The sequence below is a fragment of the Microbacterium sp. MYb54 genome, from assembly GCF_002979515.1.
Classification (GTDB): domain Bacteria; phylum Actinomycetota; class Actinomycetes; order Actinomycetales; family Microbacteriaceae; genus Microbacterium.
On record NZ_PCPA01000018.1, the window covers coordinates 38,270 to 57,687 of the forward strand.

Below are 19,418 nucleotides of genomic sequence, written 5' to 3' on the forward strand. Positions count from 1 at the left end.
CGGTCACCCCTTCGTGATCCGCTACACGCTCGTCCGAGGAGCCCTGCTCATAGCAGGGCTCCTCGTGTCGAGCGTGCTCATCTTCCTGACCCTTCGAGTCTTCCCCGGTGACGTCGCGCAGCTCATCGCCGGCACGCAGGCCTCCCCGGCCGAAGTCGACGCGCTCCGCGAGTCCCTGGGGCTCAATCGCCCTCTGCTCGCGCAGTACACCGACTGGATCGGCGGGATCTTCCGCGGCGACCTCGGCACCTCACTGCTCTCCGGAGCATCCGTCGGCGAGGAGCTTTTCCTCAAGGCTCAGGTCACTGTCCCCCTGGGCATCATGTCGCTGCTGATCGCGGTACTCATCGCCGTCCCCTTCGGCATCCTCGCCGCGCTCCTGCGCAACCGCCGGGGTGGCACAGCGCTCAGCGTCGGCGCCCAGACGCTGGCAGCAGTACCCGTCGTCTGGGCCGGGATGATGCTCATCGTCGTGTTCTCGGTCTGGCTGGGATGGCTGCCGCCGCAGGGCTTCCCCCGCACCGGATGGTCGACCCCCGGCAAAGCGATCGAATCGCTGCTGCTCCCTGCGCTGACGATCGGCATCGTCGAGGGCGCCATGTTGATGCGCTTCGTCCGCAGCGCGACCCTGCAGGCCGCCGGGCAGGACTTCGTCCGCACCGCCGCGGCCAAGGGACTCACCCGCACCCGGGCCCTCATCCAGCACGGCATCCCCGCCGTCGGCCTGTCGATCATCACGGTCCTCGGGCTCCAGGTGGCCGGCATCATCGTCGGCTCGGTCGTGATCGAGCAGCTGTTCACCCTCCCGGGGATCGGACGCATGCTCGTGGCCGATGTCGGAACCCGCGATCTCATCAAGGTGCAGAGCGAGCTCCTCGTGCTCACCGGGTTCGTGCTGATCGTGGGCTTCGTAGTCGACCTCCTGCATCGCGCGATCGACCCCCGACAGCGGGAGGCGGCATGACTCCGCGCTGGCTCAGCCGACTCTGGGGCACCTCGACCGGGCGCTTCGGGATCATCGTCGTCATCGTGATCGTCGTGGCCGCGTTCGTGTCGCTGTTCTGGACGCCGTTCGACCCTCAGGCCTCGGATATCGGCGATCGATGGCTGCCGCCGAGCTGGCCGCATCTGCTCGGCACGGATGACACCGGCCGCGACATCCTGAGCCTGCTCATGGCGGGAGCACGCACGACCGTCTTCGTGAGCATCGGCGCCGGAATCGTGGCCACCGTGGTCGGCATCGCTCTCGCCGCACTCGGGGCGCTGACCGCGCGCTGGATGCGGGAGACCGTCTCGGTGCTCGTCGACATCCTGATCGCCTTCCCGGTGCTGCTGATCGCCATGATGATCTCGTCGGTCTGGGGCGGATCGCTCTGGGTCGTGATCTGGGCCGTGGGCATCGGCTTCGGCGTGAACATCGCCAGGGTCACACGACCCGAGCTGCGCCGCGTGCAGCAGAGCGACTTCGTCCTCGCCGCACGCGCGTCCGGGCTGACACCGGCGCAGAGCCTCGCGCGCCATCTCCTGCCCAACGTCGCCCCGGTTTTCATCGTGCAGCTGTCGTGGTCGATGGCCGTCGCCGTGCTGGCTGAGGCGGGCCTGTCGTACCTCGGCTTCGGCGCGTCGGTGGTCGAGCCGAGCTGGGGCCTGCTGCTCGCCGACCTCCAGCGGTACATCGGGGTGCATCCGCTGTCGGTGATCTGGCCGGGACTCACGATCACGATCACGGTGCTCGCATTGAACCTCCTCGGCGACGGCCTGCGCGAGGCGACCGACCCCACCCTGCGGCACCGCGCCGCCGAGATCCACACCCCGGGGGTGGTCGCATGAGCCTGTCGGTGCAGAACCTCGTGATCGAGATCGACGGACGTCGAGTCGTGGACGGTATCTCCTTCGAGGTGCCGGACGGCGCGAGACTCGGACTGATCGGCGAGTCCGGCTCCGGCAAGTCGCTCACGGCCCTCGCCGTGCTGGGTCTGCTCCCCGACGGCGCGACCGCGAGCGGCAGCATCCGCTGGAGAGGAACCGAGCTGATCGGGATGCCTGATCGCGCGCTCGCCCGCCTTCGCGGCGACGACATCGGCATCGTGTTCCAGGAGCCGCGCACCGCCCTGAACCCGATCAGGACAGTCGGTCGGCAGATCGCGGAGTCGATCCGCATCCACGAGGGCCTGGGACGCCGCGAGGCGAGGGAGCGGGCGATCGCGGAGGCCGCTCGCGTGCGGCTGCCCGACCCCGAGTCGATCATCGATCGGTACCCCCACCAGCTCTCCGGTGGCCAGCGGCAGCGCGTCGCCATCGCGATGGCCCTCGCCTGCCGGCCGCGCCTGCTGATCGCCGACGAGCCGACGACGGCGCTCGATGTGACGATCCAGGCTGAGATCCTCTCCCTGCTGCTCTCGCTCGTCGCCGACGAGGGCATGTCGTTGGTCTTCATCACGCATGACCTCGCCGTCCTCGCCCAGGTCGCGACCGAGGGCGTCGTGCTCGAACACGGGAAGGTCGTCGAGGCGGCGCCCGTCTCGACGCTCCTGTCGTCTCCCGCCTCACCGATCACTCAGGGGCTGCTGCGTGACGCGACCGCGACGCTCTGGCGCCCGGACGGCGGTGCCGCATGACTCTGATCGAGGCCCGGGGACTCGGCCGCGAATTCGTCGTCCCGAAGCGCTCCGCATTCGAGCGCACTCGCACGCAGACCGCTCTGGCGCCCACCGACCTCGACATCGTCGAAGGGTCATCCGTCGGCATCATCGGCGAATCGGGGTCCGGCAAGTCCACCCTCGTGAGACTGCTGCTCGGGCTCGACCGGCCGTCCTCCGGCACCGTGGCCATCGACGGGCGGCCTGTCGATGCCGCGGCATCTGCGAGGTCGCTGCACTGGCTGCGCCGCGAGACCGGGCTTGTGTTCCAAGACCCGTATGCCTCACTCGACCCGCGTATGACGGCGGGTCAGATCGTCCGCGAACCGCTGTGGGCGCTGGGCATCGAAGGCGACCACCGTGCGCGGGTCCGCGAGGTGCTCGCGCAGGTGGGTCTAGAGCCCGAGATGGGCGACCGCTACCCGCACGAGTTCTCCGGCGGACAGCGACAGCGGGTCGCCCTGGCGCGGGCGATCGTGCACGGCCCGCGGATCCTGGTGGGCGACGAACCGCTGTCGGCGCTCGATGTGACGGTGCGCGCGCAGATCCTGGCACTGCTGATCGAGCTGCGACAGACCACCGACCTCACCCTCGTGCTCGTGTCGCATGACATCGGCGTTGTGCAGAATCTGTGCGACACGGTCGTCGTCATGACGGACGGGCACATCGTCGAGCGAGGTTCCACGAGTGACGTGCTCCTGCATCCGACGCAGGACTACACGAAGGCGCTGCTGTCGGCGATACCGGTGATCCCCGGCACACCCGGTCGTTGAGCGAGCGTCACCTCAGCGCCGCGAGCCGAAGAGACTTCCTCGTCGCCGCCCCGTCGGCTTGAGCACGCGGCGCATGTAGACCGTTCCGAGGTCGCGGCCGAACTTGTACCCGACTCGTCCCATCCGTCCTGCCTCGACGAAACCGAGCTTCTCGTGCAGTCGGATCGAAGCCTCCGCACCGTGGTCGCTGATGACGGCGACCATCTCACGCAGACCGATCTGCTCGCACTCGTCGATGAGTGCCTGAAGCAGGGCCGCACCGAGCCCCTTGCCGCCCGCGCCGGGACCGAGGTAGATCGAGTCCTCGACCGTGTACTTGTAGGCGTTCTTCCCCGCCCAGGGCTGCGCGAGCGCGTACCCGATGACCGCACCACCCGATGAAGCGGCCACGAGGAACGGCAGCTCCAGGCGAGTGAGCAGAGCGTACTTGTCACGCCAGTACGGGATGCTGCTGCGCCGCTCATCGAGCGTCACAGCCGAGTTGCTCACGAAGTGGTTGTAGATCTCCCGCACGTGGGGCAGGTCTGCGGGCCGGACGGCGCGAATCGTGTACGAGAAGATCTCGGGCGCTGGTGCCGGCCGCAGGTGGCGCGGCAGAACGCGGCGACGGTCCCCCGGCTCGAACTGCATGCGCTCAGCTTAGAGAGGGAGCGGCTTCGCCTTCCACCCGCCAGTCCACCGGATCTGCACCTTGTTCTTCGAGCAGGGCGTTCGCCCGGGAGAACGGCTGGGATCCGAAGAAGCCGCGACGAGCTGAGAGCGGAGACGGATGCGCCGAGGAGATCACGGGCGTCTCGCCGAGCAGCGGCTGCAGGTTCGCCGCATCCTTGCCCCAGAGGATCGCGACGAGCGGCTGATCGCGGTCGACGAGTGTGCGGATCGCGAGCTCGGTGACCTGCTCCCAACCCCAGCCGCGGTGCGATGCGGCAGCACCTGGGCGCACGGTGAGCACGCGGTTGAGCAGGAGGACGCCCTGATCGCTCCACGCGGTGAGATCGCCGTGCGGCGCGGGCGGGATGCCGAGGTCGCTCTCCCGCTCCTTGTAGATGTTCGAGAGACTGCGCGGCAGCGGACGCACCTCGCGATCGACCGCGAACGACAGGCCGATGGGATGCCCGGGCGTGGGGTACGGGTCCTGTCCGATGATCAGCACCCGCACGTCGGACAGCGGCCGCTGGAAGGCTCTGAGCACGTTCCCGCCGGCCGGCAGGTAACCGTGCCCTGCCTCCTGCTCGGCGCGGAGCCGTTCACCGAGAGCCGTGATCGTCTCCTGGGCAGGAGCAAGCGCCTCAGCCCAACCGGGATCGATCAGCCCGTCTTCTGCGAGCTGTGCGAGAGTCTGCGCCATCGTCAGTCGATGGAGCGCACTCGCAGCGGACCGCGGGCGAGCAGATGCTGTGCCGACTGCGCGACCGGCCGCATCGTGATCAGGTCGAGGTTCACGTGCCCAGGGGACTCGAGAGCGTACGCGATCACATCGGCGACGTCGTCTGCCACGAGTGGGGCGTCGACACCCGAGTACACGGCCTCGGCGGCGACGGCATCCCCACCCAGACGGTTGAGCGTGAACTCCTCGGTGTGCACCATCCCCGGAGCCACCTCGACGACGCGGATCGGCTCGCCGTTGAGCTCTTGTCGGAGAACCTTCACCAGCATCCCCTCCGCGGCCTTCGCGGCGTTGTAGCCCGCGCCCCCGGCATACGCCGTCTGCGCGGCAGTGGAGGTGACGAAGATCGTGTCGGCATGACCGTCCGCCTCGGCCGCTCGACGCAGCAGCGGAAGAAGGCCTGCCACGAGGCGCTGGCTCGCCAGGACGTTCGCATCGAACATCCACTGCCAGTCCTCGACCGAGGCATCCTCGATGCGGTCGGTCCCGCGGGCTCCTCCGGCCACCTGCACGAGAGCGTGGACCGGACCCGACCTGTCGAGTTCCCGCACGAGCGCCTCGACGGCTGCGGCATCCGTCAGGTCGCAGGCGATGGCCGAGGCTCCGGTCTCCGCGGCGAGAGCGGACAGCCGATCCTCCCGCCGCGCCACCCCCACGACGTCCCATCCCCGGGCACGGAGCGCACGCACCGTCGCCGCGCCGATGCCCGAACTCGCACCTGTCACCACTGCACGTCTGTTCACCATGCCTCCACCGTACGGCGTTCCCCACGGATTGCGGACTCCCCCACGGGGCTGTCGCGGATCGCTCAGCCGCGTGATTCCGGGGCTCCGCTCTGTTACGTCACATTTCCCGTCTGTTGTTGACAAGCACCGATATTCCGTACTGTCGCTGGAACGGCATCCGCCACCCGACCTTCCGACCACTCCTGGGGGAATCACATGTCCGCACCCGAGTCCTGGCGTTTCGAGACCAAGCAGATCCACTCGGGCGCTGCCCCCGACCCGGTCACCAAGGCGCGTGCCACGCCGATCTACCAGACCACGTCGTACGTGTTCGACAGCGCAGACCACGCGGCGAACCTCTTCGCCCTGGCGGAGTTCGGCAACATCTACACCCGCATCCAGAACCCGACGCAGGATGTCCTGGAGCAGCGTCTCGCCGCGCTCGAAGGCGGCACCGGCGCTCTCGTGCTCGCCAGCGGTCAGGCGGCATCGACTTTCGCCGTGCTGAACATCGCCGAGGCGGGCGACCACTTCGTCGCCTCGAGCTCGATCTACGGCGGAACCTACAACCTCTTCAAGTACACGCTCGCGAAGCTCGGTATCGAGGTCACGTTCGTGGAGAACCAGGACGACGCCGAGGAGTGGCGCCGTGCGGTCCGCCCGAACACGAAGCTGTTCTTCGCGGAGACGATCGGCAACCCGCAGATCAACATCCTCGACATCCGCACGGTGGCCGATGTCGCACACGAGAACGGTGTGCCGCTGATCGTCGACAACACGATCGCCACCCCGTACCTGATCCGTCCGTTCGAGTTCGGCGCCGACATCGTCGTGCACTCCGTCACCAAGTTCCTCGGCGGCCATGGCACCACCATCGGCGGCGCCATCATCGACGGCGGAAAGTTCGAGTGGTCGAAGAACGTCGACAAGTTCCCCGGCCTCACGGTTCCGGACCCGTCGTACCACGGTGCCAGCTACACCGCCGCGGTCGGCGACCCGCTCGCCTACATCATCAAGGCCCGCGTGCAGCTGCTGCGCGACCTCGGATCGGCCATCGCCCCGCAGAGCGCGTGGAACCTCATCCAGGGCATCGAGACGCTGTCGCTGCGCATCGAGCGCCACGTGCAGAACGCGCAGGAGATCGCGGAGTGGCTCGACAGCCGCGATGACGTCGCGACGGTCAACTACTCGGGCCTGCCCTCGTCGCCCTGGTACGCCAAGGCCAACGAGTACGCCCCCAAGGGCGTCGGCGCGGTGCTCTCCTTCGAGCTGAAGGGCGGTGTCGAAGCCGGTCGCGAGTTCGTGAACAGCCTCTCGCTGTTCAGCCACCTCGCCAACATCGGTGACGTGCGCTCGCTCGTCATCCACCCGGCATCCACCACGCACGCGCAGCTCACGCCTGAGCAGCAGCTGACCGCCGGCGTCACGCCGGGGCTCGTGCGCCTCTCCGTCGGCATCGAGAACGTCGATGACCTCAAGGCCGACCTGGAGCAGGCTCTCGCAGCCGCACGCGCCGTGTCTGAGGCCGCTCGCGCCTGACCCGCTCGCACAGCGAAGATGCCCCGGAGCCTCTTGCTCCGGGGCATCTTCGCGTGCGGGTGACGGCGTCACCCGGCCGACCCACAGGCGGTTCCATCGAGAATGGGATCCCGCCGTGAGGAGAGCATGATCGACGTCGAACACCGACCGCCGCGCGTCCGGCGACCCAGGACCGCCACCGCCCGATGGCTCGCCGTCGCCAGCGTCGTGCTGCTGCTCGTCGTGGCCTGCGGTTGGATCCCCGGGATCGTGGGCACGGCTGTCGCGGCCGCACTCCCCTGGCTCGGTCTCGTCGTTCTCGCGCTGTTGGTCGTCGCGCTGTTCTTCGCGCGCCGAGTGATCGTCCTCATCCTGGTCCCCGCCCTCCTGTGGATCCTCGCGATGGCACCGGCGCTTCCCGGCCTTCCCGGTCAGACGAGCTCGGAGTCGGCATCCGCGTCCGAGCTGACCGTCGTGAGCCAGAACGTGCGCGCCCGATCCGGCGGGGCCGCGGAGTCTGCGGCCGCGCTCGCGCAGAGCGATGCCGACGTCATCGCCCTCGTCGAGCTCGACGGAGACAGCCTCTCCGCGGCGCAGGACGCCCTCGCGGCCGAATACCCGCACTCGTACACGGTGGGAACCGTCGGCGTCTGGAGCCGGTATCCGCTCGCGAACGCCGAGCCGCTCACGCTGGGGCTCAGCTGGAAGCGCGCTCTCCGGGTCGAGGTGCAGGCTCCGTCGGCTCCGGTCGCGGTGTACGTGCTGCATGCGGCATCGGTGCGGCCAGGACATCAGCAGGACCGCGACACGATGCTGAGCGGCATAGCGGAACAGGTCGCCGCCGATCCCGCGGAATCTCTCATCGCCGTCGGCGACTTCAACGCGCCGTCGACCGATCCGAGTCTGGCCGCCTTGCGTGCGGAGGCGGACTGGGTGCGGCCGACCGATGGGACCCTCGGATTCACCTGGCCCGTCGCCTTTCCCCTCGTGCGGATCGACCAGGTCTTCGTGCGCGGGCTCGATGTCATCACCTCGGACACGATGCGCGCCGGGAACAGCGACCATCTCGCCACCCTGACTCGAGTGCGCTGACCCGGACTGCGTCGGCCCGAGTGCGCAGAATCCGACTTCTCGATCGGCCGGCTCCGCAGAGCCGGAACGGACATCGGGTCGTAACCTGCCACCGGTGGGTCCTGGACCACGCGACAATGGAAGCATGGACTGGCAGACGACCTCCGAGGACACGGTGCCGTCGGCACCCGTGACGGAGGCCGACGTGCGGCTGCTCCGTGCCCGCCCACCGGCGACCGGTGCGTGGCGCGACGGCGACCCGGTCGGGGGCAGGCGCTTCGCCGCATTCGGCTCCTTCGCCACCGAGAGCGGGGCGGAGCTTCCCGGCATCCGCATCGCCTACGAGTCCTGGGGCCAGCTGAACACCGCCCGCGACAACGCCATCCTGGTGCTGCACGCGCTCACCGGCGACAGCCATGTGCGCGGCGCCGCAGGGGCAGGTCACCCGACCGTGGGCTGGTGGGAGGACATCACCGGCCCCGGCGCCCCTCTCGACACGGATCGATGGTTCGTGATCGCACCGAACATGCTGGGCGGCTGCCAGGGGTCAACGGGACCGGCGAGCGTCGCCCCCGACGGCTACGAATGGGCATCGCGCTTTCCCTACCTCACCATCCGCGATCAGGTCGCGGCACAGGTCGGGCTCGCGGACGCTCTCGGCATCGGCAGCTGGGCCGCGGTCATCGGCGGATCGATGGGCGGCATGCACGCCCTGGAGTGGGCGGCGACACATCCCGACCGTGTGCAGCGGCTCGCCGTCCTCTCTTCTCCCCCGGTGACGACCGCCGACCAGATCGCCTTGAACACGGTGCAGCTGGAGACGATCCGGATGGACCCGCGGTTCCAGGGCGGCGAGTACTACGACCTCGGCGACGGCGACGGTCCGCATCGAGGCCTGGCGCTGGCACGTCGGATGGCGCTGCTGAACTACCGCAGCCCGATCGAGCTCAACCAGCGCTTCCAGCGGTCGTGGCAGTCGGATGTGTCGCCACTCGGACACGGCGGACGCTTCGCGGTCGAGTCGTACCTCGACTTCCACGGCAACAAGTTCACGCGTCGCTTCGACGCCAACAGCTACATCACGCTCGTCGAGGCCATGAACTCGCACGATGTCGGCCGCGGACGCGGCGGCGTCGAAGAGGCGCTGCACGCGGTCACGGCCACGACGCTCGTGCTCGGCATCGACAGCGACCGTCTGTTCCCGGTCGACGGGCAGCAGCGCATCGCTCGCAGCATCCCGAACGTGATCGACGGCGAAGCTGTGGTCGTCACCAGCGACTTCGGGCATGACGGCTTCCTCATCGAGACCGAGGCCGTCGGCTCGAACCTCCGGCGGCTGCTCGAGAGCTGAGCGGCGACGCTCAGCCGGCGATGAACCGCCACGGCAGCGCGCCCGCTTCGAGACGCCCCTGCTTCCAGGCGAAGTCGCGACCGGCGGCTGTGTCGAGCACTCGAGTCTGGAACAGCTGTGCCGCGCCACCGGAGGAGAGAGCGGATGCCAGGTCGGTGAAGGCGGTGAGCTGGTGCAGCGTGATCCAGGTCGGCGGATAGAGCATCCACTCCCCCGCTCCGTGCCGAGCCAGCGCCTCGGACGGCGTCACCCAGGCGATCTCCGCCACCTCATCCGCGCTGGGCGATGGCTCGTCGTCCGGCGCCTCCGCCAGGAAGAACCAGGTGCGGATGCGTGTCGGCGCCTCGATCGGCGGCTGCCACTCGGACAGCACCACGAGGCCGTCGACCACGAGCCCCACCTCCTCGAAGGTCTCCCTGATCGCCGCCCGACGGGCATCCTCGCCCTCCGAGGCGCGATCGCGGCGGTCACCGGATTCGACCTTGCCACCGGGGAAGACCCAGGCGCCGGCGAAAGAGCCACGATCGGGTCGACGGATCACCAAGACCTCGAAACCGGGATCCGCGGCACGCAGCAGCACGACGGTACCGGCGACAGGCAGGGAGTGTTCAGGGGCGTCCACCCCGTCACTCTACGACGCGACGAGAGCGGCTGCAGCGGGGCGACGAGCCTCGAGGCGATATGACAGCAGTGCGATGAGCAGGCCGGCGGCGGCCAGTACCGCTCCCGCCCACGCGGGCGCGGTGAAGCCCCAGCCGACGGAGATCACGACACCTCCGAGGAAGGCACCGAGACTGTTCCCGATGTTCAGGGCGGAGTGGTTCATCGCCGCTGCGATCGACTGGTTGTCGCCGGCCACGTCCATCAGGCGCGTCTGGATCGTCGGACTCAACACGGACGAGACGAACCCGACGACGAGCACCACCGCTCCCAGACTCACGATCCAGAACGACAGGAAGGCCAGCAGGGCGAAGACGAGCGTCATCGCAGCGAGCCCGAACAGCAGCGTTCGTCGCAGGTCGATGTCGGCGAGGTGCCCGCCGACCAGGTTGCCCGCGGTCATTCCGATCCCCATCAGCACGAGGATGATCGGCACTGCCCATTCCGGTGACCCCGCGACCTCGGTCACCAGAGGCGCGATGTAGCTGTAGACCGCGAAGAAGCCGCCGAAGCCGATCGCACCGACGCCGAGCGTGAACCACACCTGAGGGATGCGGAAGACCCGCAGCTCCTGCCGCATCGTGCGGCCGGGGTCGCCGGGGTGCTCCGGGACGAACAGTGCGATGCAGACGGTCGCGAGGGCGAACACCAGCGCCACGACGGCGAAAGCGGCGCGCCAACCCCACTGCTGCCCGAGGAAGGTCCCCAGCGGCACGCCGACGACATTGGCGACGGTGAGCCCGGTGAGGATGAACGCCACGCCCTTGGCACGGTTGCCCGGCCCCATCACATCGGCGGCGACGAGTGCGCCGATGCCGAAGTAGGCGCCGTGCGGGAGCCCGGCGAGGAACCGTGACGCCGCGACGAGCTCGAACGTCGGCAGGAACACCGTCAACGCGTTGAACACCGTCAAGGCGAGGGCGAGCACGATCATCACTCGATGCCGCGGGTAGCGCGCGACGAAGCCGGCGATGGTCGGTGCACCGACCACCACTCCGAGCGCGTACAGCGAGATCAGCCAACCGGCTTGGCTCAGCGCATCTTCCTGGCTGGTCGCCCAGAGGGAGGGCAGCAGGTCGGCGGCGATGTTGGGCAGCAGGCCCATGACCACGAATTCGGTCATGCCGATGCCGAAGCTGCCGATGGCGAGAGAGAGGAGCGCCCACTTCGCCGCACCCCTCGATTCAGTCGAGGGATTCACCGGATCAGCTTAGCGGCCGTCGGACTCCTCGATCGCGCGCCCCGTGCGGTCGCGCCTCATGAAGACATCCACGTCATCCTGGGTCTCGACGACGAACCCGTGGCGCTCGTAGAGCCCGCGTGCCGGACTGCCCTGGAGCACGTTGAGCCTGTACATCACAGCGTCGTCGAGGAGGATCGCCAGGATGCGACTGCCGACACCGCGCCCCTGGTAAGAGGTCGCGATGTAGAAGTGCTCCAGCCAGCAGGCATCGCCGTCCGGACGGATGGCGACTGAGCCGACATCGGCCCCGTCCACGACGATGATCCGGGTGTCGGCCGGCTCGAACGCATCACGGAACCGCTGCCGGACACGGGTCTCGTCGTAACGCCCGAGCCGCTCCAGGTCGTCGCGGAGCACGTCGGCCCGCAACTCGGCGATCCACTCGACATCGTCGGCCGACGCCGGGCGGAGAGCGACCGCGACGGACGAACGGGGATCAGTCACCGGACTGCTCGGGCGCCGATTCCTCGATCGCCGCCTCCAGACGCTCGATCTTCGCGTCGAGCTCCCCGGAATACCCGGGGCGGATGTCGGCCTTGAGCACGAGCGAGACCCGCGACCCGAACGGCATGACCGCCTCGGTCGCGCGCTTCACGACGTCCATCACCGTGTCCCAGTCGGGGCCCTCGATCTCGGTGAACATGCTCGTGGTGCGGTGCGGCAGTCCCGACTCACGTACGACGCGCACGGCAGCTGCCACCGCATCGTGCACGGAGGCGTCGGTGCGCTCTGTCCCTTCGGCCGGGATACCGCTCGGGGCGACGGAGAAGGCGATCAGCATGGTTTCACTCCTGGGGTTTCGGTTGACGGACGGGCACGCGCAGAAGAGCGCGGACTCCGAGGATGAGAAGGACGACGAGGAGGATGTTCCGCACAGTGAGCACTGCGACGACGAGGGCGTCGGCGCGCAGCAGGGCGTCGTAGCCGAGCGGATAGACCATGCAGGTGAGCAGGCAGAGCGCGAGGACGACGACCGCCGGCACTCGCGCCCTGACTCGGTCGAGCACCATCCACAGGATCACCGGGGCGATCAGCCAGGTCTGGAACTGCGGAGACCCGACCTTGTTGGTGACGATGAGCAGCGTGACCAGGGTGAGAGCGAGCGGCGGGAACAACCTCGGGAACGATGCCCCGCGCGCAGCCTTGAACGCACCGAGCGCGGTGACTGCCAGCACCGCGATCACCATCAACGGTGTGAGCGCCGCAGCGACGGCATCCACCCCCGGCGCGGTGATCTGGAAGGTGAGGATCTCGAAGCTGTACTCGATTCGTGCGGCCCCGGCGACGGCGAGCCAGAGGAAGGGCGTCGCCGCCACGGCCTCGATCTGCAGTCCCCGCCCGGTCTGCTCAGTCAGGAATCCGAGGATCTCGGTGTCCGCTCCGAGGAGGAACAGCGCCGCGACGACCCCGGCGGTGACGACGGCTGCGGCGAGCACGACTCGCACGCGCGCCCGTACCGCGACGACCGCTGCGAGCACGAGCGCGCCGGGCCAGATCTTGATCCAGGCGCCGATCGTGAGGATCGCGGCGCCGAGAGCCGGTCGCGACACGAGCCAGAGTCCGCCGATCACCGCAAGCGGCACCGTGATCGCGTCGATCCGGTACAGCGCGATGGGGCCGAGCAGAAGCAGTGCGGCGCACCAGAACCAGGCCGCGACCCTTCGCGCGTGAGACGGAGAACGCCCGACGAGCACACCGAAGGCGATCGCGTCGAGGATGATCACCAGCGCGGCCCACCCCACCAGGTAGGCACTCGAGACGCCGAGAACCGGCACGAGGGGGGCGGCGAGTGCGGCGGCGATGAGCATCGGCACGAGGGCGACTTGCGGGTAGACCCACGTCTCGGTGATGCCGACGATCGGTCCGCCGCCGAGCGCCGATGACGCCCAGGGCTCGTAGACGAGCACGACGTCGCCCATGGGCTGGCTCGGGTACACCCAGCCGAGCCAGGCGGTGAGCAGATGCACGAACAGGAACGCGCACCACAGCACCGCGACCCTGATCGTCGAGGCGCGGTTCATGCCAGAACGTCCGCGACCGCGTACGGCAGGGCTTCCGCGACATCCATCGCGACGATCGGATGGCCCGCCCCGCCGTCGCGCATCCCGGCGGCGATCCGGCCGGCATGACCGTGCACCCACGCTCCTGCGGCGGCGACCTCGGCGATCGGGCTTGCGGGATTCGCCGCGAGCACTGCGCCCAGCACTCCGGCGAGCACGTCTCCCGTCCCCGCGGTGGCCAGCCATCCGGTCCCCGCGTCGACGGCGATGACAGTTCCGTCCGGGGCCGCGATCAGCGTGCGGGCCCCCTTGAGCAGCACGGTGCCCCCGAGTGCGCCGGCCATGTGCCGCGCGGCCTGCGCGCGATCCTCCTCGGTCAAGGAGACTCCGAGCTTCTCCTGCAGCCGGGCGAACTCCCATGCGTGGGGCGTCACGAGGAACGGCGCTGTCGTCCCCTCGGCGAGGTCGAGCGCTCCGGCGTCGATCACGACGCTGGCCGTGCCGGAGAGGACCTCACGCAGCGCGCTGGACTCGGCCTCGCTGCGGTGTGTCGGGTCGGTCCCCGAGCCGATTACCCAGGCGTCGACCCGCGAGCGGCCCGCATCCGCCCCGACCACCGTCTCCGGGCGTCGGGCGAGAACGGCATCCGCCACCCGCTCCGCGCCCACGTAACGGACGAAACCGGCCCCCGTTCGCCATGCTGCCTCGACGCCGAGCACTGCGGCGCCGGGATAGGCGGGTGATCCGGTGCGAAGGGCCACGACGCCGCGGGCGTACTTGTCGTCATCCACGGTCGGTGCACGGAACAACCGCGCCGTGTCGCCGCGTGTCCATTCGTGCACCTCGAACATGACTCCACGTTAGTGCGACGGCCCGTCCTGCACCCGCGCGGCGGTAGCGTCGAATGGTGAGTCTTCTCTTCTCCCCGTTGAGCATCCGTTCCGTCCATTTCCGCAACCGCCTCTGGGTCTCTCCGATGTGCATGTACAGCGCGGTCGACGGCGTCGTGCAGGAGTGGCATCACACACATCTCACCCAGTTCGCCTCCGGCGGCGCCGGCCTCATCAACGCGGAGGCGACCGCCGTCGTCCCGGAGGGTCGGATCTCTCCGCGCGACGTCGGACTGTGGAACGACGAGCAGCGCGACGCCCTGGCCCCCATCGTCCGGGCGATCCACGACCGCGGAGCCCACGCCGGGATCCAGCTCGCGCACGCGGGACGCAAGGCATCGACCTGGTGGCCGTGGGCCGCGGAGCGAGGATCCGTGCCGGATGCCGCGGGAGGATGGCAGACATCCGCACCATCGGCGATCGCGTTCGACGGCTTCGACGAGCCGGTCGCCCTCGACATCGCGGGCATCGATCGGGTGGTCGAGGCCTTCGCGGCATCGGCACGCCGTGCACTCGATGCCGGCTTCGACGTGCTGGAGATCCACGGCGCGCACGGCTACCTCCTGCACCAGTTCCTCTCGCCGCTGTCGAACCTTCGCGACGACGAGTACGGGGGCAGCCTCGAGAACCGCGCGCGACTGCTCCTGCGCGTCGTGGAAGCCGTGCGTGAGACCGCCGGCGCCGAGGTGCCACTGTTCGTCCGGATCTCGGCCACCGACCACGCAGAGGGCGGCTTCACGCCCGAGGAGGCGGCCGCAGTCGGCGGATGGGCGGCGCAGCGCGGAGCCGACCTCATCGATGTCTCCAGCGGAGGCCTCGTCGCGCACCAGCAGATCAGTGTCTTCCCGGGATACCAGGTGCCTCTCGCCGAGGCCGTGCGGCAGGGCGGCCGGATCCCGGTGTCGGCGGTCGGTCTCATCACCGCGGCCGCACAGGCCGAGCAGGTACTCGTCGATGGTGCGGCTGATGCGATCTTCGCCGGGCGGGAGTGGCTGCGCGACCCGCATTTCGCACTTCGGGCCGCGCACGAGCTGGGCACCGAGATCACGTGGCCACCGCAGTACGAGCGCGCACGCCCGCGCTGAGCGCTCCTTCATGACGAAGGCCGTCGACCCCCTGAGGGGTCGACGGCCTTCGAACTGCGTTCCTGGATCAGCGTCCGCGGAATCGACGGGTCGCGTCCTGCACCTCTCCGACCAGTTCCTCCAGGATGTCTTCCAGGAACAGCACGGCGGTCGTGTTCCCCTGGGCGTCGCGCACCTTGGCCAGGTGCCGGCCCGCACGGCGCATGACTGCGAGGGCGTCCTCCAGGTCGGTGTCCTCCTGCACCGGCACCATGTGGTGGATGCGCTTGGCAGGGAGCGGTTCGACCATCTTGGTCTCCGCATCCGGGCCCTCGGACGCGCGAAGGATGTCCTTCAGGTGCACGTATCCGATCGGCACCGCTTCGTCGTCGACGATCACGTAGCGCGAGAAGCCGTAGCGGGCGACGGCCTTCTCGATGTCGTCCGGGGTGGTCGACTGCGGCAGTGTCACCAGATCGCTCAGCGGCACCGCGACGTCACGCGCCTTCTTGTCGGTGAACTCGACCGCAGCGGCGACCGTTCCCGCCGTATCCATGAGAAGACCCTCACGTCGAGACTGGCTGACGATGGTCGCGACCTCGTCGAGCGTGAACGTCGATGCCGCCTCGTTCTTCGGCTCGACACGGAACAGGCGCAGCACGCCGTTCGCCGCCGCGTTGAGCACCCAGATCACCGGCATGAAGACCTTCGACACCCACACGAGCGGCGGCGCGAGGATCAGCACGGCTCGATCCGGGACCGAGAACGCCAGGTTCTTCGGCACCATCTCACCGAACACCACATGCAGGAACGACACGATCAGCAGCGCGATCGTGAACGAGACCGCGTCGACGGCACCATCCGGCCAGCCGAGCGCGTGCAGCGGAACGGAGAGCAGGTGGTGGATCGCAGGTTCGGAGACATTCAGGATGAGCAGCGAGCAGATCGTGATGCCGAGCTGCGACGTCGCGAGCATGAGCGTCGCGTGCTCCATCGCGTATAGCGCCGTCTTGGCCGCACGTGAACCCTGATCGGCGCGGGGCTCGATCTGCGAGCGCCTCGCGGAGATCACCGCGAACTCGGCGCCGACGAAGAACGCGTTCGCGACCAGCAGCACGACGAGCCAGGCGAGTCCTCCCCAATCGTTCATCGGGTGGCCTCCTCTGCGCCGTCGACCGGACTCGGAACGTAGCGGACTCGATCGACGCGCCTGCCGTCCATCCGGACCACCTGCAGGGTGCCGCTGTCCAGCGGCACCTCGTCGCCGACCGAGGGGACTCGTTCGAGCACGCTCATGACGTAGCCACCGACCGTGTCGTACACATCGCCTTCCGGCACCTCGACTCCGGCTCGGCGGCGCAGCTCGTCCGGTCGCAGCTCACCGGGGAACGTGACGCCCTCGCGATTGCGGATGACACCGGCCCTGGTGCGGTCGTGCTCGTCGGACACTTCGCCGACGAGTTCCTCCACCAGGTCTTCCAACGTCACGAGTCCGGCAGTACCGCCGTACTCGTCGACGACGACGGCGAGCTGGTAGCCGCGGGCACGGAGCTCCGCGATCAGACCGTCGACGTGCGCGGTCTCCGGAACGCGGAGCGGCTCGGTCGCAAGTGCACCGACGGGAACCTCCGTTCGACGCTCGCGCGGAACCGAGATCGCCGCCTTCAAGTGCACGACGCCCATGATGTCGTCGAGATCTTCGTCATACACGGGGAAGCGGCTGTGGCCGGTGCGTCGCGCGAGCTGGATGACGTCGTCCGCGGAGTCGCCGGCGGCGATCGCGTGCATGCTCGGGCGAGCCGTCATCACATCGGCGGCGGTGAGCCGCGAGAACATCAGGGTGCGATCGAGCAGCGAGGCGGTGTCGGCTTCCAGCAGACCTGCGTTCGCGGAGCGACGGACGAGCGAGGACAGTTCCTCGGCGCTGCGGGCGCCGGAGAGTTCTTCCTTCGGTTCGATCCCCATGCTGCGCAGCACGCCGTTCGCGCTGCCGTTGAGCACGACGACTGCGGGCTTGAAGACGGTCGTGAACGCCACCTGGAAGGGGATGACGAGCTTCGCCGTGGCGAGCGGCAGGGCGAGAGCGAAGTTCTTGGGGACCAGCTCACCGAGGATCATCGAGAGCACGGTGGCGACCAGCATCGCCACGATGGTCGCGAAGGGCGCTATCGCCGCTTCGGGGAAGTTCCACGTGTGAAGTGTCGGGCGGAGCAGGTTCGACAGTGCCGGCTCCATCGTGTATCCGGTGAGCAGCGTCGTCAGCGTGATGCCGAGCTGGGCAGCGGACAGATGCGTCGAGGTGTGCCTGAGGGCGCTGATCGTGAGCGAGAGCCGCGATTCTCCTCGCGCCTGCCTGGCCTCGAGATCGGCGCGATCGAGGTTCACCAGCGCGAACTCGCTCGCGACGAAGAGGCCGGTGCCGACCGTGAGCAGAAGCCCCACGCCCAACATGATGTAGTCCATCAGCGGTTCCTCTCGTGTGAGAGAGGCGGACAGTGGGGCGATGTTCTACAACTGGGAGGGTCGTCCATTATGCCGACGATTGTACCGAAGACGGCTGGGTGTGCGCTCGCCCGATCACCAGCTGACCGGAAGCGCCTTGCCTTCCTCGTAGCCCGCTGCCGACTGCAGACCCACCACCGCGCGGTCATGGAACTCCGGCACGGATGCGGCACCCGCGTAGGTGAACGACGAGCGCACACCCGAGGTGATCATGTCGAGTAGATCCTCGATGCCGGGGCGCAGCGGGTCGAGGTAGATCTTCGACGAGGAGATGCCTTCGGCGAAGAGCTCCTTGCGCGCACGCTCATAGGCGTCGAGCCGACCGAAGCGCGCCTGTACCGCCTTGGTCGATGCCATGCCCCAGGATTCCTTGAACAGGCGTCCCTCGGCATCGCGCTGCAGCTCTCCCGGCGCCTCGATCGTCCCGGCGAACCAGGATCCGACCATGACGGATGCCGCGCCGGCAGCGAGAGCGAGGGCAACGTCACGCGGGTAGCGCACTCCGCCGTCGGCCCACACATGCGCGCCGAGCTCGCGCGCCGCCTGCGCGGTCTCGAGCACGGCGGAGAACTGCGGGCGACCGACCGCGGTCATCATGCGGGTGGTGCACATCGCGCCAGGACCCACGCCGACCTTGAGGATCGAGGCACCCGCGTCGACCAGGTCGGCGACGCCGTCGGCGGTGACGACGTTGCCGGCCACGACCGGCAGACCGAGGCCGAGCTCGGCGACTGCGCGCAGTGCCCGCAGCATGCCCTCCTGATGCCCGTGCGCCGTGTCGACGACCAGCACGTCCACTCCGGCCGCTGCCAGCGCCTTGGCCTTCGCGGCGACATCGCCGTTGATCCCGACAGCCGCGGCGACGGCGAGCCGGCCATCGGTGTCGACGGCAGGACGGTACAGAGTCGAGCGCAACGCGCTGCGTGCGCTCAATGTGCCGACGAGATGACCGTGGTGCACGACGGTCACCATCTCGACGTCCGCGTCGGTGATGACGTCGAACGCGTGCCGCTCCGACCCGATGTCCTCCGCGTCGATGGACGGCGTGCCGCGGTGCACGAGATCGCCGAGCTGGGCATCGGGCAACGCCGTCGCGAGCCTGGTCGCGGGAAGGATGCCGAGGATGTCCGCGACGTCGATCGGCGCCGACCCGCGCGCGACGACGATCCCGTGTCCGCTCGTCGCAGGGAGCAGACGCAGCGCATCGGCGGCAGATGCCTCTGGGGGAAGCACGATCGGGGTGTCCCAGAGCACCGGCTGCGACTTCACCTCACGGATCGCGGCATCCAGATCCTGCAGCGGCAGGTCCTGCGGGAGGACTCCGAGCGCGCCACGCCGTGCGAGCACCGCTGCGATACGAGGACCGGTCACGGAATTCATGTTCGCGGCCACGAGTGGCAGGGTCGCAGGTGTGCCGTCCTGCGGGGCGAGATCGACCTGGAGACGGCTGGTGACCGCGGATCGGCGCGGCACAAGGAAGACGTCCGAGTAGGTCAGATCGACGGTCGGCTGCGCTCCAGAGAACTTCATGCTTCAACGGTACCCAGATCACGACGCCGTGGGCGCCCGGTTCGACGATTCACCTGGCGAAACAC

At 68.9% G+C, this 19,418-nt stretch carries 20 protein-coding genes; 8 read left to right on the forward strand and 12 right to left on the reverse strand.

What is annotated here, in order from left to right; genetic code table 11:
- Positions 1-13 precede the first annotated feature (13 nt).
- From CQ040_RS16195 to CQ040_RS16210, 4 genes are read left to right on the forward strand one after another with little or no spacing between them, the layout of a single operon-like run.
- Entirely contained in the window at positions 14-964 is a 951-nt protein-coding gene (locus CQ040_RS16195) for an ABC transporter permease (protein WP_105527881.1), read from the forward strand.
- Complete coding sequence (locus CQ040_RS16200) at positions 961-1,830, forward strand: ABC transporter permease (protein WP_105527882.1); 870 nt, start codon at positions 961-963, stop codon at positions 1,828-1,830. The genes CQ040_RS16195 and CQ040_RS16200 overlap by 4 nt, the downstream gene beginning before the upstream one ends.
- Complete coding sequence (locus tag CQ040_RS16205; protein WP_105527883.1) at positions 1,827-2,618, forward strand: ABC transporter ATP-binding protein; 792 nt, start codon at positions 1,827-1,829, stop codon at positions 2,616-2,618. Before CQ040_RS16200 ends, CQ040_RS16205 begins: the two co-directional genes overlap by 4 nt.
- Positions 2,615-3,412 (forward strand): ABC transporter ATP-binding protein, encoded by a 798-nt coding sequence (locus CQ040_RS16210; RefSeq protein ID WP_105527884.1) that lies wholly within the window; start codon positions 2,615-2,617, stop codon positions 3,410-3,412. The genes CQ040_RS16205 and CQ040_RS16210 overlap by 4 nt, the downstream gene beginning before the upstream one ends.
- 12 nt (positions 3,413-3,424) lie before the next feature.
- Here the strand turns inward: CQ040_RS16210 and CQ040_RS16215 are convergent, their stop codons facing one another.
- Genes CQ040_RS16215 through CQ040_RS16225 form a run of 3 tightly spaced genes read right to left on the reverse strand, consistent with a single transcriptional unit; the run spans position 3,425 to position 5,545 of the window.
- A complete protein-coding gene (locus tag CQ040_RS16215) occupies positions 3,425-4,042 on the reverse strand; it encodes a GNAT family N-acetyltransferase (protein WP_105527885.1) in 618 nt (205 codons plus the stop codon).
- Positions 4,043-4,046: 4 nt separating this feature from the next.
- Entirely contained in the window at positions 4,047-4,760 is a 714-nt protein-coding gene (locus CQ040_RS16220) for a uracil-DNA glycosylase (RefSeq protein WP_105527886.1), read from the reverse strand.
- 2 nt (positions 4,761-4,762) lie between these two features.
- Positions 4,763-5,545 (reverse strand): SDR family oxidoreductase, encoded by a 783-nt coding sequence (locus tag CQ040_RS16225; protein WP_028502953.1) that lies wholly within the window; start codon positions 5,543-5,545, stop codon positions 4,763-4,765.
- Positions 5,546-5,740: 195 nt separating this feature from the next.
- Between CQ040_RS16225 and CQ040_RS16230 the strand changes: the two genes are divergently transcribed.
- The 3 genes from CQ040_RS16230 to CQ040_RS16240 all read left to right on the forward strand — a co-directional run bounded on the left by CQ040_RS16230 (position 5,741) and on the right by CQ040_RS16240 (position 9,464).
- Positions 5,741-7,063: a bifunctional o-acetylhomoserine/o-acetylserine sulfhydrylase gene (locus CQ040_RS16230; RefSeq protein ID WP_028502954.1), complete on the forward strand. Its 1,323-nt coding sequence runs from the start codon at positions 5,741-5,743 to the stop codon at positions 7,061-7,063.
- 126 nt (positions 7,064-7,189) lie between these two features.
- Positions 7,190-8,134 carry an endonuclease/exonuclease/phosphatase family protein gene (locus CQ040_RS16235; RefSeq protein ID WP_181156974.1) on the forward strand — a complete coding sequence of 315 codons (945 nt, stop codon included), beginning with the start codon at positions 7,190-7,192 and terminating at the stop codon, positions 8,132-8,134.
- Positions 8,135-8,258: 124 nt separating this feature from the next.
- A complete protein-coding gene (locus CQ040_RS16240) occupies positions 8,259-9,464 on the forward strand; it encodes a homoserine O-acetyltransferase (RefSeq protein WP_105527888.1) in 1,206 nt (401 codons plus the stop codon).
- A gap of 10 nt (positions 9,465-9,474) precedes the next feature.
- Here the strand turns inward: CQ040_RS16240 and CQ040_RS16245 are convergent, their stop codons facing one another.
- From CQ040_RS16245 to CQ040_RS16270, 6 genes are read right to left on the reverse strand one after another with little or no spacing between them, the layout of a single operon-like run.
- Complete coding sequence (locus CQ040_RS16245; protein ID WP_105527889.1) at positions 9,475-10,086, reverse strand: NUDIX domain-containing protein; 612 nt, start codon at positions 10,084-10,086, stop codon at positions 9,475-9,477.
- Positions 10,087-10,095: 9 nt separating this feature from the next.
- Complete coding sequence (locus tag CQ040_RS16250; protein WP_105527890.1) at positions 10,096-11,325, reverse strand: MFS transporter; 1,230 nt, start codon at positions 11,323-11,325, stop codon at positions 10,096-10,098.
- Between the two features lie 9 nt (positions 11,326-11,334).
- Positions 11,335-11,811, reverse strand: a complete 477-nt coding sequence (locus CQ040_RS16255) for a GNAT family N-acetyltransferase (RefSeq protein WP_105527891.1) — start codon at positions 11,809-11,811, stop codon at positions 11,335-11,337.
- Entirely contained in the window at positions 11,804-12,148 is a 345-nt protein-coding gene (locus CQ040_RS16260; RefSeq protein ID WP_105527892.1) for a thiamine-binding protein, read from the reverse strand. Before CQ040_RS16260 ends, CQ040_RS16255 begins: the two co-directional genes overlap by 8 nt.
- A gap of 4 nt (positions 12,149-12,152) precedes the next feature.
- The gene (locus tag CQ040_RS16265) at positions 12,153-13,388 is read right to left on the reverse strand and encodes a hypothetical protein (RefSeq protein ID WP_105527893.1); all 1,236 of its coding nucleotides are present in this window, start codon (positions 13,386-13,388) and stop codon (positions 12,153-12,155) included.
- Complete coding sequence (locus CQ040_RS16270; RefSeq protein ID WP_105527894.1) at positions 13,385-14,218, reverse strand: NAD(P)H-hydrate dehydratase; 834 nt, start codon at positions 14,216-14,218, stop codon at positions 13,385-13,387. The genes CQ040_RS16265 and CQ040_RS16270 overlap by 4 nt, the downstream gene beginning before the upstream one ends.
- A 56-nt stretch (positions 14,219-14,274) precedes the next feature.
- Between CQ040_RS16270 and CQ040_RS16275 the strand changes: the two genes are divergently transcribed.
- The gene (locus tag CQ040_RS16275) at positions 14,275-15,342 is read left to right on the forward strand and encodes an NADH:flavin oxidoreductase/NADH oxidase (RefSeq protein ID WP_105527895.1); all 1,068 of its coding nucleotides are present in this window, start codon (positions 14,275-14,277) and stop codon (positions 15,340-15,342) included.
- 67 nt (positions 15,343-15,409) lie between these two features.
- Here CQ040_RS16275 and CQ040_RS16280 read toward each other — a convergent pair whose 3' ends face one another.
- From CQ040_RS16280 to CQ040_RS16290, 3 genes are all read right to left on the reverse strand, one after another.
- A complete protein-coding gene (locus tag CQ040_RS16280; protein ID WP_028502964.1) occupies positions 15,410-16,471 on the reverse strand; it encodes a hemolysin family protein in 1,062 nt (353 codons plus the stop codon).
- Entirely contained in the window at positions 16,468-17,784 is a 1,317-nt protein-coding gene (locus tag CQ040_RS16285; protein WP_105527896.1) for a hemolysin family protein, read from the reverse strand. Before CQ040_RS16285 ends, CQ040_RS16280 begins: the two co-directional genes overlap by 4 nt.
- Before the next feature lie 114 nt (positions 17,785-17,898).
- Entirely contained in the window at positions 17,899-19,353 is a 1,455-nt protein-coding gene (locus CQ040_RS16290) for a GuaB1 family IMP dehydrogenase-related protein (protein ID WP_105527897.1), read from the reverse strand.
- Positions 19,354-19,418: the final 65 nt, after the last annotated feature.

Excerpts from the sequence above, each read along its gene's own strand:
- CQ040_RS16200 (WP_105527882.1), top strand. The coding sequence starts at position 961 with ATGACTCCGCGCTGGCTCAGCCGACTCTGGGGCACCTCGACCGGGCGC.
- CQ040_RS16205 (WP_105527883.1), top strand. The coding sequence starts at position 1,827 with ATGAGCCTGTCGGTGCAGAACCTCGTGATCGAGATCGACGGACGTCGA.
- CQ040_RS16210 (WP_105527884.1), top strand. The coding sequence starts at position 2,615 with ATGACTCTGATCGAGGCCCGGGGACTCGGCCGCGAATTCGTCGTCCCG.
- CQ040_RS16215 (WP_105527885.1), bottom strand. The coding sequence starts at position 4,042 with ATGCAGTTCGAGCCGGGGGACCGTCGCCGCGTTCTGCCGCGCCACCTG.
- CQ040_RS16220 (WP_105527886.1), bottom strand. The coding sequence starts at position 4,760 with ATGGCGCAGACTCTCGCACAGCTCGCAGAAGACGGGCTGATCGATCCC.
- CQ040_RS16225 (WP_028502953.1), bottom strand. The coding sequence starts at position 5,545 with ATGGTGAACAGACGTGCAGTGGTGACAGGTGCGAGTTCGGGCATCGGC.
- CQ040_RS16230 (WP_028502954.1), top strand. The coding sequence starts at position 5,741 with ATGTCCGCACCCGAGTCCTGGCGTTTCGAGACCAAGCAGATCCACTCG.
- CQ040_RS16235 (WP_181156974.1), top strand. The coding sequence starts at position 7,190 with ATGATCGACGTCGAACACCGACCGCCGCGCGTCCGGCGACCCAGGACC.
- CQ040_RS16240 (WP_105527888.1), top strand. The coding sequence starts at position 8,259 with ATGGACTGGCAGACGACCTCCGAGGACACGGTGCCGTCGGCACCCGTG.
- CQ040_RS16260 (WP_105527892.1), bottom strand. The coding sequence starts at position 12,148 with ATGCTGATCGCCTTCTCCGTCGCCCCGAGCGGTATCCCGGCCGAAGGG.
- CQ040_RS16265 (WP_105527893.1), bottom strand. The coding sequence starts at position 13,388 with ATGAACCGCGCCTCGACGATCAGGGTCGCGGTGCTGTGGTGCGCGTTC.
- CQ040_RS16270 (WP_105527894.1), bottom strand. The coding sequence starts at position 14,218 with ATGTTCGAGGTGCACGAATGGACACGCGGCGACACGGCGCGGTTGTTC.
- CQ040_RS16280 (WP_028502964.1), bottom strand. The coding sequence starts at position 16,471 with ATGAACGATTGGGGAGGACTCGCCTGGCTCGTCGTGCTGCTGGTCGCG.
- CQ040_RS16285 (WP_105527896.1), bottom strand. The coding sequence starts at position 17,784 with ATGGACTACATCATGTTGGGCGTGGGGCTTCTGCTCACGGTCGGCACC.
- CQ040_RS16290 (WP_105527897.1), bottom strand. The coding sequence starts at position 19,353 with ATGAAGTTCTCTGGAGCGCAGCCGACCGTCGATCTGACCTACTCGGAC.